Origin of the sequence: Micromonospora sp. NBC_00860, from assembly GCF_045207375.1 — a bacterium.
Taxonomy (GTDB): Bacteria; Actinomycetota; Actinomycetes; order Mycobacteriales; family Micromonosporaceae; genus Micromonospora; species Micromonospora vinacea.
Window position 1 is genome coordinate 6,094,279 of sequence record NZ_CP108825.1, and the last position, 14,107, is coordinate 6,108,385.

The window sequence follows — 14,107 nt, forward strand, 5'->3', positions numbered from 1 at the left end:
CAGGACGCGACGTCGGCGCGTGGACCGGCACCGGAGACCTCCGGACAAGCGGGTCGAACGCGCCGGTCGCCGCGGTTGCCCGCGGATCGCGATCGGCTCGACCCGACGTGGAGAATGAATCTGGGGCCACCGGCCCCGTCCCACTCCCGCACCGGGTCTTCGTCTCACTGTCAATCCTACTGTGCGCGGGGGACAGAACCACCACTCGGCACCCTCAGAGAGGCGGCTGAGAAGTCCATAGCCGGCAGAACCCCGCCGCCCACGACTCCCCCCACACGCCAAGCCCCCATCGCACGCGCCGCCCCGGAACGGGTTGACCCGCGGTCGGGCGGGTCGGGGGTCGCGGCCGAAGCGTCAGTGCCGTACGTTTGCGGCGCCCCGGAACCAGCCTTGATCTTTACCGGTTGGAACCGGGACGATCGACCCGATCGACCCGACACGTGCTCTTTAAGAGGTGACAGATGGGGCTGGACAACGTCGCGGTGCACTGGCCGCGGACCGGCCGCTTCTACGATCCGGTCGCGCCGGCCGAGTTCGTCGACTTCGGCGAGATCGTCGACCTGCCGCGCATCTCCGCGCCGACGGCGGCGCTGGCCGAGCTGATCGCGAAGACCGGCACCATCCGGGCGACCGCGTACACCGAGTTGGTGGATCTCCTGCTCGGCCTCGAAGGTGTGTTGTACGCCACAGACGCCGCCGCCGAGGATGAGGACCCGGTGATCGACCCGGACGGCTGCTCCTGGATCGCCAGCGGCATCGAGCGGTTCGTGGCCGCGCACCGCGCGAACGGCGAGGCTGTCACCTTCGAGTCGGTGAGCACCGTGCTGCGCTCCCTCCTCGGCGACGGTCGGTTGGCCGAGCAGCAGCTGCGCTGGCTGGAGAGCCGGCTCGACGCTCTGCGCGACGAGCGCGGCGACCCGCCGCAGTGGAACTTCACCTGCGCCGAGCTGGGCGTGCTGGCCGCGTTCTACCGGCGCTGCGCCGAGCGCGGGTTCGCCGTCTACGCCGACGCCTGAGCCGCCGGGTCGGTCTCCGGGGCGGCCGGCCGGTTGGCTGCCGAGATCAGCTGCGTGAGCACCGCGTGCAGGTGTTGCAGGTCCTCGACGGGCAGCCCGAGCCGCTGCACGATCGCGGCCGGGATCAGCTCGGCCTGACTCCGCAGCGCGGCACCGCTGGTGGTGAGGGTGACGGCGAGGCTGCGCTCGTCGCTCGGGTCGCGTTCCCGGCGCAGGTAGCCGGCCGCCTCAAGCCGTTTGAGCAGGGGTGACAGCGTGCCCGGGTCGAGCTGGAGCAGTCGGCTGAGGTCGCGGCCGGACAGCGGCGCGTGCTGCCAGAGCGCCAACATCACCAGGTACTGCGGGTGGGTCAGCCCCATCGGCTCCAGCAGCGGCCGGTAGACGGCCACCACGCTGCGCGCGGCGACCGAGAGGGCGAAGCAGACCTGCTGCTCCAGGGCCAGCGGGTCGACGCCGTCCGGTCGTTCGCTCATCGGTTGCCCTCTCTCCGCACGGTGACTATCGTACCGATCATTGGTACACCAACCATTGGTGTCCCAACGGTCTGCTCGGGGCGACGGGCGAGAACCAGCGAGGCGACGCGGGGAAGAGGGCGGCAGATGAGCGAGGACGGCGCGATCACCAGGGCCCCGGGCGAGGGCGGCCGACTGATGCGGTGGGCCTTCCGGCACCTCGCCGGCCCGGCCGAGGGTGTGCAGGGCGCGGTGCAGGGCGGCTCGGCCGAGGCCCGCGAGGCGTGGAAACGCGACCTGGCCGAGCGCAAGCGGTTCACCCGGGAGCAGCGGGAGCGCAAGCGGGCAGCCCGCGAGGCCGACCGGCGCGGCTGAACGGCCGGCTCAGCCGTACGTGTCGCGGGGGCCCCGACCACGGACCCGACGTGGGCCCTTCCCCCAGGAGGGCGCGGCCGGGCCGTGGATGTGCAGCTTGCGCACCACGTTGTGACCGACCTCGCTGGCGATCTGCTTGAGCAGCGAGCCGGCGAGCAGCCGCAGCTGGGTGGCCCAGGCGGTCGAGCGCGCCTCCACTGTCAGCTCGCCGTTCTCCAACTTCACCGGGCGGCTGTTCTGCGCGACCTCAGCGCCAACGACCCGCTCCCAGGCGCCGAACACGGTTGCCTCGGCCGCTGGCTGCTGCCAGCCACGCGCCTTCACCAGCCGGTTCAGCACGGCGCCGAGCGGCTGCGGATCGCGCGGGTCCGGACCGGGGCCGGAGTAGCCGCGCAACCGTCGCCCCGACCCGGCGGCAGCGTCGCCACTGCCGGGAGTACGCCGGGCGCGGGCCGCCGCCTGCCGTCGGGACAGCGCCGCGTCGAGCACCGCCCGGGCCAACTCCGGCCCGCTGGCGGCCGCCGCCGGCTCACCGCCCGCCGACTCCGACTTCGGAGTACGCGCAGCCGGGGCCTCGCCTGCCGCTGGCCGATCGGTGCCTGGCTTATCCGACACGGCGTACCGTCCCTTCGCCGACCTGGTAGCGGGTGCCGCGCAGAGCGGCCGGCACGTCATCGTCCACCGCACAGGTCACCAGCAGCTGACTCGCCCCGCCGACCAGCTCCGCCAACCGCTCCCGGCGGCCGGTGTCCAACTCCGCGAAGACGTCGTCGAGCACCAGCACCGGCTCGATGCCGTCGGCGCGCAACAGGTCGTACCCGGCCAGCCGCAACGCGAGCGCGAACGACCACGACTCGCCGTGGCTCGCATACCCCTTGGCGGGCAGCGGGCCGAGGCTCAGGGCCAACTCGTCGCGGTGTGGGCCGACCAGGGTGGTGCCCCGCTCGATCTCGGCGGAGCGGGACGCGGCCAGGGCCGCCGTCAGCGCCTCGGCAAGCACGGCCCGGTCGGTGGTCGGCTCGGCCAGCTCGATCGAGGGCCGGTAGGTGATGCCCGCCGCACCCCGACCGGCGGCCACCGCGTCGTACGCCTTGGCCACGTGCGGGGTGAGTGCGGCCACCAGCTCCAGCCGCCCGGCGAGCAGCTCCGCGCCGTGCTGGGCCAGGTGGGTGTCCCAGACCGCGAGGGTGCCGAGGTCGCCACCCCGGGACCCACCGGTCTTGCGGGCCAGGTACGCGGTGCGCAGCAGGGCGTTGCGCTGCTTGACGACCCGCTCGTAGTCGGCCCGCACGCCCGCGTACCGGGGCTGCCGGTTGACCAGCAGGTCGTCCAGGTAGCGGCGTCGTTCGGCCGGGTCGCCCCGGACCAGCTCGAGATCCTCCGGGGCGAAGAGCACCAGCCGGAGCGCCCCGAGCACGTCCCGGGCCCGCCGCGCCGGTGAGCGGCCCAGCCGGGCCCGGTTGGCCTTGCCGGGCACGATCTCCAGCTCGACCAGGAGCTCGCGGCCGTCGTGCACCACCGCGCAGCGGATCACCGCGGACGTGGCGCCCATCCGGACCAGAGGGGCGTCGGTGGCGACTCGGTGTGAGTCCAGGGTCGCCACGTAGCCCAGCGCCTCGACGAGGTTGGTCTTGCCGACGCCGTTGGCGCCGATCAGGACGTTCGCCCCCGGTTGGAGGTCGACGGCCACCCGCTCGTACGAGCGGAAGTCGACCAGTTCCAGCCGGTGAACGTACACAGGTTGTGGATACCGCTCAGCGCTTGTGGACGGCGTGGCCACCGAACTGCTGACGCAGCGCGGAGACGGCCTTCATGGCGGGTGAGTCGTCCTGCCGCGAGGCGAACCGGGCGAACAGCGAAGCGGTGATGACGTTCAGCGGCACGGCCAGCCGGACCGCCTCGTCGACCGTCCACCGACCCTCGCCGGTGTCCTCCGTGTAGCCGCTCAGGTCGGCCAGCTCCGGGTCCTCGTCGAGCGCCCGGTCCAGTAGGTCGAGCAGCCAGGAACGGACGACGGTGCCCTCCCGCCAGGACTTGATGACGCCCGGCACGTTGGTCACCAGCTCCGAGGCCGCCATCAGCTCGTAGCCCTCGGCGTAGGCGTGCATCAGGCCGTACTCGATGCCGTTGTGCACCATCTTCGAGTAGTGCCCGGCACCGACCGGGCCGGCGTGCACGAAGCCGAACTCGCCCTCGGGCTTGAGCGCGTTGAAGATCGGCATCAGGCGGTCCACGTGCTCCTGGGAGCCACCGACCATCAGCCCGTAGCCGTTCTGCCGGCCCCAGACGCCGCCGGAGACCCCGACGTCCATGTAGCCGATGCCCCGCTGGTTGAGCCGTTCGGCACGGGGGGCGTCGTCGCTGAAGCGCGAGTTGCCGCCGTCGATGATGATGTCGCCTTCGCCGAGCACCTCGGCGAGTTCGTCGATGGTGGCGTCGGTGACACCGGCGGGCACCATGACCCAGACCGCGCGCGGCGACTCAAGCTTCTCCGCCAGGCCGGCAAGGGTCGTGACGTCGCTGATCTGCGCGTTGTGGTCGAAGCCGACCACCTCGTGCCCGGCCGAACGCAACCGCTCCCGCATGTTGCCGCCCATACGGCCGAGTCCTACCAGGCCGAGCTGCATGTGTTTCTACCTCCGTGGATCTGGTGTTGCTGGGCGCGATCAGCGCGAGACGCGGATCGGCATGATGAGGTACCGGTACCCCGGAATGACCTCGCCATCCTCGCCGGCGGGAGAGATCACCGCGGGCTTGAAGGCGTCGACGAAGGAAAGCACGGCCGTCTGGGCGCCCAGGTTTGCCAGACCGTCGATGAGGTACTGCGGGTTGAAGCCGATGGTCAGTGGGTCACCGGTGAAGGTGGCCTCCATCGCCTCGCTGGCCCGCGCCTCCTCGGAACCGCCGGCCTCGACCACCAGGCCGTCGGCGCTGAAGCTGAGCAGCACCGGGGTGGTCCGTTCGGCGACCAGCGCGACCCGCTTGACCACCTCGATCAGCGTGCTGACCGGCACCCGGGCCGCGGCGTTGTGGGTGGCCGGGAAGAGTGACCGCACCGGCGGGTAGTTGGCGCCGTCGAGCAGGCGGCTGGTGGTGCGGCGGGTGCCGCCGGCGAGGCCGACCATGCCCTCGCCCGCAGCGCCCTGGGCGAGGGCGAGGGTGACCTCGCCGCCCAGCGGGCCGAGGGCCTTGGCGGTGTCGTTCAGGGTGCGGGCCGGCACCAGGGCGTTGATGCTCACCTCGGGGTCGTCCGGCCGCCACTGGATCTCACGCAGCGCCAGCCGGTAACGGTCGGTGGCGAGCATCGACAGCGTGTCGCCGGACAGCTCGACCCGGACACCGGTCATCATCGGCAGCGTCTCGTCGCGACCGGCCGCGATGGCCACCTGGGACACGGCGGTGGCGAACGCGGCGGCGTCGACAGTGCCGGCGCTCTGCGGCATCTCGGGCAGCGCGGGGTAATCCTCCACCGGCATGGTGGGCAGGGTGAACCGGGCGCTGCCACAGACCAGCTCGAGGTGCGCGCCGACCGCGGCGATGTCGACCGGCTTGGCCGGCAACGCCTTGGTGATCTCGGCGAGCAGGCGGCCGGAGACGAGCGCGGCGCCGTCGGCGTCGCCCTGCACCTCGACGGTCACCTGACTGGAGACCTCGTAGTCGAACCCGGAGACCCGCAGGTTGCCGTCGGTGACGCGCAGCATCACCCCGGCGAGCACCGGTACAGATGGCCGGTTGGGCAGGCTTTTCGCGGTCCACGCCACAGCCTCGGCGAGCGCGTCGCGCTCCACTCGGAACTTCATCAATGCCTCCGCGTCGACGTCAGCGACAACTCTCTCATGCCGACCGCTGCCTACCGTCCCGCCCGACCGTGCGGGTACCCATCGCACCTTAGGGCGCGGGGGTATCGGCTGTGCGCCCGACCCCATGGATCGTGTCGATGCTGACCGGCTGATCCGACAGCGTTCGGCCCGATCCACAGAAAGCCCAACGGTGATGATTGGTTTTTGTTCTCTTAGAAGAGATAACTCATCGTCTTCATCGCACCTGTGCAAACTGTGGAAAACCGAGGTCTGCGCAGGTCAGACAGGTTATCCACCGGTGATTTAGCTGTGGAGAACCGGGGGTACAACCGGCTTGTGTGTCCACAGCCCGCCGACGGCGGCCGGTTGTCCACCGTTGTCCACCGGTTGTCCACCGGTAATCCACCGACTTTCTCCCCAAGCCTGTGGATCGCGGGGAAGATCACCATTGCCGTCATCCCCAGAACCTTCAACAGCCCGTACACAGGTTGATGATGATCGGTGGATAACCCGACCGTCGTCCCCAGGCGTCCACAGCCTCGTACACAGGGTTTCTCCACAGCCTGTGGGTAACTGGCGGAGGACGGACCGTAGTTACCCACCGACGGTGGATAACGAGCTGTGGACAACGAGTGGGGATCGAGGCGGTCACGGCCTCAATGCTGTGGTCTCCACCATGTCGAGAGTCCAGCTGACTGACCCAAAAAGAACGCCCGACCGGAGATCCGGCCGGGCGTGTCCTGTGGCTGTGCGCCGCCGTACGGCGGTCGTACGCCTCAGCTGTTCTGCTTGATCCGGTTGGTCAGCTCGGCGATCTGGTTGTACAGCGAGCGGCGCTCCGCCATCTGCTGACGAATCTTGCGGTCAGCGTGCATCACTGTGGTGTGGTCCCGGCCGCCGAACGCCTGCCCGATCCGGGGCAGCGACAGCTCAGTCAACTCCCGACAGAGGTACATGGCCACCTGGCGGGCGTTGACCAGCACCCGGGACCTGGACTGCCCCCGCAGGTCCTCCAGGCTCACCCCGAAGTAGTCAGCGGTCGACGCCATGATCTGGTCGGCGTTGATCTCCGGGCCGGCACCGTCGGGCATGAAGTCCCGAAGCACCTCCTCGGCCAGCGACAGCTCGACCGTCGACCGGGTCAGGCTGGCGAACGCGGTCACCCGGATCAGCGCGCCCTCCAGCTCCCGGATCGAGTTCGACACCCGGGAGGCGATGAACTCCAACACGTCCGGCGGGGCGTACATCCGCTCCTGCGCGGCCTTCTTCTGCAGGATCGCGATCCGGGTCTCCAGATCCGGTGGCTGGATGTCGGCCAGCAGCCCCCACTCGAACCGGGTTCGCATCCGGTCCTCCAGGGTGGCCAACTGGCGCGGCGACCGGTCCGAGGTGATCACGATCTGCTTGTTGGCGTTGTGCAGGGTGTTGAAGGTGTGGAAGAACTCCTCCTGGGTGCGCTCGCGGTTCTCCAGGAACTGGATGTCGTCGATCAACAGGATGTCGACGTCGCGGTAGCGCCGCTGGAACGCGCTGGTCTTGTCGTCCCGGAGCGAGTTGATGAAGTCGTTCGTGAATTCCTCGGTCGAGACGTACCGGACCGAGCGGGCGTTGCCGAGCGTCGTGGCGTAGTGCCCGATGGCGTGCAACAGGTGCGTCTTGCCCAGCCCGGAGTGCCCGTAGATGAACAGCGGGTTGTACGCCTTGGCCGGCGACTCCGCCACCGCCACGCTCGCGGCGTGGGCGAAGCGGTTGGACGACCCGATGACGAACGTCTCAAACATGTACTTCGGGTTGAGCCGGTTGCCGCCGGTGTCGGCACCGGGCAGCCGGCGGTCGTCGCGGCCACCGGGCCGATGGTCCACAGCGCTGCGACCCGGGCCGCTGTCCGTTCCGCTGTCCCGGGGGAGCGAGCGGATCACGTGCTGGTCGCGCGGGGACGCCGAGTCGTCCCGGTAGCGGGGCTCGTAGGGCCGGGTGTCCGGGCCGGGCGGGTCCAGGCGGGCGGCCTGCTCGTCGTAACCGCGCCGGTCCGGGCCCGGTCGGGGCGACCGCATGGGCTCTGCGAAGGCCGTGCTGAACAACGCCTCCTGCCCGTCCCTGCTGGCGGGGATCAGCCCCGAGCGATGCCCGTCGACGGACGGCGCGAGCGGTGGTCCCGCCGGCGCGGGCGGCGGACCCGGATCGGGCGTACGCGGCGCGGGTGACTGCTCGGGGATCACCGCGTCGGCCGACGGCCGAGCACCCTGGTCGTCGTCGAAGGGCGCGACGCCCGGGCCGTCGATGTCGAGCGGCGCGGGCTCCGGGGCGCTGCGGTAGACGGTGCCGGCCGGTCGGCCGGTGGCGTCCTCGGCCACCCGGACGGTGACCGCGACCTGGATCGGTCGGCCGAGTCGGCGGGTGAGCGCCTCGGTGATCGCCGGGCGCAGGCGTGACTCGATCACGTCGCGGGTGAACGCGTCCGGAACGGAGAGCAGTGCGGTGTCCTCGACGATCGCCCGCAGCCGGGTCAGTCGGAGGTAGGCACGCTGCTGCGCGGAGATGATCTCGTCGGCGAGCTCGTCGGTCGCCGCTAACCACACTGCGGCAAGGTCGGTCGTACCGGCCACCGTCGTGCCACCCCCTCGCTTCTGCTCCCGGCCGCCGCTGTCTGCCAGCCGGCCGTCCCGGGCCCGCCGCGTTCGCGGGTGGAACAACACCCACCCGGACGGTCGACCGGTGGTCATCCACAAGTTATCCACAGCCTGTGTACCGACCGATTGTGGCCGCCGCCGGCCGCGGGTGGGACCTGCCCCCTGCCTGATCGGGCGCTGAAGCGGGTTCACCGTGCCGAACGATTCACTGCCTTGTCCGGTCTTGCCTGCGCGACGACCGGAGCTTCCGACGCTCACCGCAATCGGGCACGGTAACAGCGTTGTCCCTGCGCCATCAACCGGCGACGCGGCGGCGCCCTTGTCGGCATCAGCGAAAACCGCCCTCCGGCCTTGGGCGCGTCCCGTTGTCCCCTGCTCGGGGTGTTTGACGGTCATTGCCCCCCTGCGTAGGCTGGAACGGCTGCTTTCTCGCCCTCTGCTAGGGTGATGGGTGCTTGCTGTCCGCGGTCGCATCCCCGCGTCGTCGAGGTCCCGCTCCGCCGGACAGCACCGATCGTGGGCCACCGTCGAGGTGGCCTGGACCACCACACGACCCCGGCGATCCCGTCGCGCGGGGCGCGTACGAAAACGGAGAGCCTGACGTGAGCAAGCGCACCTACCAGCCGAACAACCGCCGGCGCGCGAAGACCCACGGCTTCCGGCTGCGCATGCGCACCCGTGCCGGCCGTGCCATCCTGTCGAGCCGTCGCGCCAAGGGTCGCACCACCCTGTCGGCCTGAGCCGACCGGGCCGGTCCAGGGGACGTGGGCAGTCGTGCTGGCCGCCGCGCAGCGACTGCGGCGCAGCACTGACTTCGCCGCAGCGGTTCGCGGTGGCCGACGCGCCGGACGTGGCGCCGTCGTGGTCCATCTGGCCGTGCCGGTGACCGTCGACCCCGACACACCGACCTTGCCGGAGCCGGTACGGGACAACAGTGCGGAGCAGTCGTCCGTACCGTCCCGTGCCGGCTTCGTCGTGTCCAAGGCGGTCGGCAACGCGGTGACCCGTAACCGGGTCCGGCGCCGACTGCGGGCGCTGGTCCGGGAACGGTTGACCGCCCTGCCCGCCGGCAGCACCCTGGTCGTCCGGGCGCTCCCCGCCGCGGCGCAGGCGTCGTACCCTCGGCTCGCCGCCGACCTGGACGCCGCCATCGCGGTCGCCCGGTCGCCCCGCGAGCGGCGGTCCCGATGAGCGGCACCGAGCAGAGCAGCCCACGCCCGTCGACAACCGGTGCCAAGGTGCTGATCGCGCCCATCATCGCGTACCGTCGGTGGATAAGTCCGGCACTGCCGGCTCGCTGTCGGTTCTACCCGTCGTGCAGTGCGTACGCCCAGGAGGCGGTCGTTCGGCACGGCGCGCTCCGGGGAGCCGTGCTGGCGGCCCGGCGGTTGTTGCGCTGCCACCCCTTTCACCCTGGTGGATATGACCCGGTGCCGGAGCCGGGCGGCCGCCGTCGTGCTGATGTGACTGGAGCCCCGAATTGAGTCTGAGTCTCGACTGGATCTACTACGCGATTTCGTGGATCCTGCTGACCTGGCACTCTGCCTGGGACGCCATCGGGGTGCCCGTCGGCGCGGTGATCGGCACCAACTTCGCCTGGATCCTGTCCATCATCTTCCTGGTGGTCACCGTCCGGGTGATCCTGTTCCCGGTCTTCGTCAAGCAGATCAAGTCGCAGCGGGCGATGCAGGCGCTCCAGCCCAAGGTCAAGGAGCTTCAGGAGAAGCACAAGGGTGACCGGGAGACGCTCCAGAAAGAAATGATGGAGCTCTACAAGAAGGAGAAGGCCAACCCGCTGATGGGTTGCCTTCCGATGTTCCTTCAGATCCCGGTCTTCCTGGGCCTCTTCCACGTGCTGCGCCGGCTCGACCCGGACAAGAAGAACCAGACCCTCTACGGCTGGACCGCCGACCAGTTCCAGAGCGCCTCGCAGGCGAAGCTCTTCACCGCCCCGATCGCCGGCAAGTTCGGCTCCACTGCCGACGAGCTGGCCAGCCTCGGCGCCAACGGCAGCACCGTGAAGATCATTGCTGGTGTCCTGGTGCTGGTCATGATCGCGACCACCTACCTGACCAGCCGTCAGATGATCCTCAAGACCGGCTGGGCCGAGGACCCGCAGCAGCGGATGATCCAGCGACTGATGCTCTACGGCATCCCCGCGTCGCTGCTGATCTCCGGCGCGATCTTCCCGATCGGCGTCATCATCTACTGGGTCACCAACAACCTCTTCACCCTCGGCCAACAGCAGTGGGTGCTGCGGAAGTTCCCGCCGCCGGTGACCGCCAAGAAGGCCGTGGCCCCCGCCGGCCCCCGCAACCCGGTGCAGCCCGCCAAGTCCGGCGGCCTGTTCGGTCGTGGCAAGGCGGCCCCGCCGGCGCCGGTAAAGGCGACCGCGCCGAAGGTGGCCGGCCCGAAGCCGGGCGCCAAGCCGATGAACAACCCGAAGAAGAGCCGCCCCGCCAAGCGGCAGGGCTGACCCGCGAGGGCCGCCGTCGGATCACCGGCGGCGGCCCGTTCCGCACCGCGCAGCCGCCGTATGGCCGGCGCCGGGCGGAACCGACCGCGCACCGCGCGGCCACGGGCGACACTGCCCGTACAGACGTGCCTGTGGGCACCGGCGACCTCCCGCCGGCCCCGGGAAACCAGTCGGACCCGACGGTCCGGCCGAGCGAGTACGGAGATGAGACCGTGACCGAGACCAGCATCCCCCGCGCCGAGCAGTCCCTGGACGAGGAGGAGACCGCCACGCTCGCGGTGGACGGCGACGACACCGAAGCCGACGACACCGAGGCGGACGACGACACCGACACCGCCGCTGGCACCCGGTCGAAGAAGGCTGTGGGCGAGGGCGATCTGTTCCGGCAGAGCGAGATCGCCGCCGACTACGTCGAGGGCCTGCTCGACATCCTCGACTACGACGGCGACATCGACGAGCTGGTCGCCGCCGGCCGCCCGATGGTCGAGGTGGTCGGCGAGCGACTGCAGAACCTGGTCGGCCAGCGCGGGGCCACCCTGGAGGCGCTCCAGGAGCTGACCCGCCTCGCCGTCTTCCGGCAGACCGGTACGCCGAGCCGCCTGCTGCTCGACGTCGGTGGCTACCGGGCGAACCGCCGCAAGGAACTCGCCGCGGTCGCCAAGAACGCCGTCGAGAAGGTCAAGGAGTACGGCGAGCCGGTCCGCCTGGAGGCGATGTCCGCGTTCGAGCGCAAGTGCGTGCACGACGTGGTCAACGCCATGTCCGGTGTGGCGAGCGAGTCCGAGGGTGTCGAGCCGAACCGGCGCATCGTCGTACGGCCGGCGGACTGACCGGGTGACCCACGACGACATCACGGCCGACGCCGTGACCGGCCCGGGCGGCACGCCGCCCGGGCCGTCCGCTGTCCGCCCCGCTACCTCGTCCGACGCCGACGGCGGATCGACCGGGCCCGACACCGCCCCGTCACCGGCCGACGCGGCGTTGCCGCCCGAGCTGGCTCCGGCCGCGCTCACCCTCTTTGGTGACCGTCTCGACCTGGCCGCCGCGTACGCCGAACTGCTGGCCACCGACGGCGTGGTCCGCGGCCTGATCGGCCCCCGGGAGGCACCCCGCATCTGGGATCGGCACCTGCTCAACTGTGCTGCGGTCGCCGAGCGGATCCCGGCCGGCGCGACGGTGCTGGACGTCGGCTCCGGCGCCGGTCTGCCGGGTCTCGTCCTGGCCATCGCCCGCCCCGACCTCACTGTCACCCTGATCGAGCCGCTCGCCCGACGGACGTCGTTCCTGATCGAGGTCGTCGAGCGACTCGGCCTGGCCAAGTCGGTCCGGGTGTTCCGTGGCCGGGCCGACGAGGCCGCCAGCGGTTCGAGCGGCCGGGAGCCGATCAGTGGGGACGTGGTGACCGCACGCGCGGTCGCGCCCCTGGATCGGCTCGCCGGCTGGAGCCTCCCGTTGGCGGTTCGCGGTGGTCGCCTGCTGGCACTCAAGGGCTCGTCCGCTGCAGCCGAGATCGAGGAGCACGCCGAGGTGGTGGCGCGACTCGGCGGCGGGCAGCCGGGCGTGCACCTCTGCGGCGTCGGCGTGATCGACCCGCCCACCACCGTGGTGGAGATCGTGCGCGAGCGGATGGTCGGCCCGCGTCCGGCGGCCAAGAAGCGCGCCCGGGGCGGACGCTCCCGCCGAGGGTGACACTTCGCGCCATCGGGCTTCCGGCCGGCGGGTTGCCTCGTTGTACCGGTACGGATGGACGAGGGGATGAGAACCCGACGTGGACCGGCCGCGCCCGTCCGCCGTAGGCTGACCGCGCGTCGATAGTGTGAAGCGGGTGACGGACGTCGCGGGTCTCCGACCGCTCCCGTGGGCCGTACGCTCCGGGTTGCGGGCGTGGATGCGGCCAAGTTGACCGGGGCGCGGACCGACCATCCGAAGCGGGCAGGGATGACAGGTGCATGACGACGGCAGGTACGACGATCCACGCGTGACCGGGTCGACCAGCGATCCCGTTTCACGTGAAACCGACTACCCGAGCTGGTCGCCCGGCGCGACCGGGCCATCGACCCGACCTACCGACAGCGATCCGCCGGCAGCGCTCGACCCGCCGTCGGGCGCCGGGCGGCCGGAGGGCTCGGCCATTCCGGAGCCGGCGAGTGGTCGTCGCGCGCCGGAGGCGTCGAGTCGACCGGTGAACGCCGCCGAGGTGCGGGCGGCCCCGGGTCGCCGCAACACCGCCGCGGCGGTTCGTTTCGAGCCGGCCGTCCCGCACCAACCCACTGCGGCTGTCGTTCGGGACGCCGCGCCGGTGGTCGCCGACGCGCCGGTCGCTTCGACCGAGTCGTTGGCTGCCGTGGCGGCCGACCCCACGTACGTTTCACGTGAAACCCCGACGCGCGAAGAGGATGACCCACCGTTGGCTATGGAGGCGATGCGCGCCGTGCAGATCCTGAATCCCAGTGGCGAGGTGACCATGCCTCGGCCGGACCGGACCCGGGTCATGTGCGTCGCCAACCAAAAGGGTGGCGTGGGTAAGACCACCACCACCGTCAACCTTGCGGTGGCGCTCGCCCTGCACGGCAACCGGGTGCTCGTGGTCGACCTCGACCCGCAGGGCAACGCCTCGACCGGGCTCAACGTCCCACACCACACCGGAATCCCCGACGTGTACGACTGCCTGATCAACAGCGTGCCGCTGGCCGAGGTGGCACAGGCGGTCGAGGGCATCCCCAACCTCTGGTGCGTACCCGCGACCATCGACCTGGCCGGCGCGGAGATCGAGCTGGTGTCGGTGGTGGCCCGGGAGTCCCGCCTGGACCGGGCGATCGCCGCCTACCCGGGCGAGTTCGACTACGTCTTCATCGACTGCCCGCCCTCGCTCGGCCTGCTCACGGTCAATGCTCTGGTTGCCGCGCAGGAGGTGCTGATCCCGATCCAGTGCGAGTACTACGCGCTGGAGGGGCTCAACCAGCTGATCAACAACATCAACCTGGTACGCCAGCACCTCAACCCGAAGCTCGACGTCTCCACCATCCTGCTGACCATGTACGACCGTCGCACCCGGTTGGCCGACGCCGTCGAGCAGGACGTCCGGAACCACTTCGGCGACAAGGTTCTCCAGGCGGTCATCCCCCGCAACGTTCGGGTGTCCGAGGCACCGAGCTACGGCCAGTCGGTGATGACCTACGATCCCGGTTCGCGGGGCGCCACGAGTTACTTCGAGGCCGCCCAGGAGATCGCCGAGCGGGGCGTCAAGGAGCCGGTGGGCCGGAATGCGTAGTGCGGACAAGTCGCTGGGAGGCGTGGCATGAAGAACCGTCCTCGGGGCGGTCTGGGTAGGGGCCTGGGGGCGCTGATCCCGACCGGG

15 protein-coding genes are annotated in these 14,107 nt (G+C 70.8%); 9 read left to right on the plus strand and 6 right to left on the minus strand.

Translation table 11 applies throughout. The features are described 5' to 3' along the window. Positions 1-461 precede the first annotated feature (461 nt). A complete protein-coding gene (locus OH804_RS28105) occupies positions 462-1,016 on the plus strand; it encodes a hypothetical protein (RefSeq protein ID WP_196920372.1) in 555 nt (184 codons plus the stop codon). Here the strand turns inward: OH804_RS28105 and OH804_RS28110 are convergent. Next, positions 1,001-1,489, minus strand: coding sequence for a MarR family winged helix-turn-helix transcriptional regulator (locus OH804_RS28110; protein WP_196920371.1), 489 nt, complete (start codon positions 1,487-1,489; stop codon positions 1,001-1,003). The two genes, OH804_RS28105 and OH804_RS28110, sit on opposite strands and share 16 nt — an antisense overlap. Before the next feature lie 126 nt (positions 1,490-1,615). Between OH804_RS28110 and OH804_RS28115 the strand changes: the two genes are divergently transcribed. Beyond that, on the plus strand, positions 1,616-1,843 hold the full coding sequence (locus OH804_RS28115) for a hypothetical protein (protein WP_091396532.1): 228 nt from the start codon (positions 1,616-1,618) through the stop codon (positions 1,841-1,843). Between the two features lie 9 nt (positions 1,844-1,852). On the opposite strand, the gene OH804_RS28120 is transcribed toward OH804_RS28115, so the two are convergent. The 5 genes from OH804_RS28120 to dnaA all read right to left on the minus strand — a co-directional run bounded on the left by OH804_RS28120 (position 1,853) and on the right by dnaA (position 8,747). After that, a complete protein-coding gene (locus tag OH804_RS28120; protein ID WP_406060565.1) occupies positions 1,853-2,458 on the minus strand; it encodes a DUF721 domain-containing protein in 606 nt (201 codons plus the stop codon). Beyond that, positions 2,448-3,581, minus strand: coding sequence for a DNA replication/repair protein RecF (gene recF, locus OH804_RS28125; RefSeq protein ID WP_196920369.1), 1,134 nt, complete (start codon positions 3,579-3,581; stop codon positions 2,448-2,450). Before recF ends, OH804_RS28120 begins: the two co-directional genes overlap by 11 nt. 16 nt (positions 3,582-3,597) lie before the next feature. Continuing rightward, positions 3,598-4,470 (minus strand): phosphogluconate dehydrogenase (NAD(+)-dependent, decarboxylating), encoded by an 873-nt coding sequence (gene gnd, locus OH804_RS28130; RefSeq protein ID WP_196920368.1) that lies wholly within the window; start codon positions 4,468-4,470, stop codon positions 3,598-3,600. Between the two features lie 39 nt (positions 4,471-4,509). Then, the gene (gene dnaN, locus OH804_RS28135) at positions 4,510-5,643 is read right to left on the minus strand and encodes a DNA polymerase III subunit beta (RefSeq protein ID WP_196920367.1); all 1,134 of its coding nucleotides are present in this window, start codon (positions 5,641-5,643) and stop codon (positions 4,510-4,512) included. Positions 5,644-6,419: 776 nt separating this feature from the next. Beyond that, positions 6,420-8,747, minus strand: a complete 2,328-nt coding sequence (dnaA, locus tag OH804_RS28140) for a chromosomal replication initiator protein DnaA (RefSeq protein WP_406060568.1) — start codon at positions 8,745-8,747, stop codon at positions 6,420-6,422. Between the two features lie 128 nt (positions 8,748-8,875). Here dnaA and rpmH point away from each other — a divergent pair, with 128 nt between their 5' ends. The 7 genes from rpmH to OH804_RS28175 all read left to right on the plus strand — a co-directional run bounded on the left by rpmH (position 8,876) and on the right by OH804_RS28175 (position 14,020). Continuing rightward, on the plus strand, positions 8,876-9,013 hold the full coding sequence (gene rpmH / locus OH804_RS28145) for a 50S ribosomal protein L34 (protein ID WP_007453904.1): 138 nt from the start codon (positions 8,876-8,878) through the stop codon (positions 9,011-9,013). 34 nt (positions 9,014-9,047) lie between these two features. Continuing rightward, positions 9,048-9,464, plus strand: coding sequence for a ribonuclease P protein component (gene rnpA / locus OH804_RS28150; RefSeq protein WP_406060570.1), 417 nt, complete (start codon positions 9,048-9,050; stop codon positions 9,462-9,464). Then, positions 9,461-9,757, plus strand: coding sequence for a membrane protein insertion efficiency factor YidD (gene yidD, locus OH804_RS28155; RefSeq protein WP_091396555.1), 297 nt, complete (start codon positions 9,461-9,463; stop codon positions 9,755-9,757). The genes rnpA and yidD overlap by 4 nt, the downstream gene beginning before the upstream one ends. A gap of 2 nt (positions 9,758-9,759) precedes the next feature. Next, complete coding sequence (gene yidC, locus OH804_RS28160; RefSeq protein ID WP_196924709.1) at positions 9,760-10,749, plus strand: membrane protein insertase YidC; 990 nt, start codon at positions 9,760-9,762, stop codon at positions 10,747-10,749. A 212-nt stretch (positions 10,750-10,961) separates the two neighbouring features. After that, positions 10,962-11,579 (plus strand): protein jag, encoded by a 618-nt coding sequence (locus OH804_RS28165; protein WP_406060572.1) that lies wholly within the window; start codon positions 10,962-10,964, stop codon positions 11,577-11,579. 151 nt (positions 11,580-11,730) lie between these two features. After that, complete coding sequence (rsmG, locus tag OH804_RS28170) at positions 11,731-12,438, plus strand: 16S rRNA (guanine(527)-N(7))-methyltransferase RsmG (protein ID WP_231393245.1); 708 nt, start codon at positions 11,731-11,733, stop codon at positions 12,436-12,438. Between the two features lie 493 nt (positions 12,439-12,931). Then, positions 12,932-14,020, plus strand: a complete 1,089-nt coding sequence (locus OH804_RS28175) for a ParA family protein (protein WP_372432949.1) — start codon at positions 12,932-12,934, stop codon at positions 14,018-14,020. Positions 14,021-14,107 lie beyond the last annotated feature (87 nt).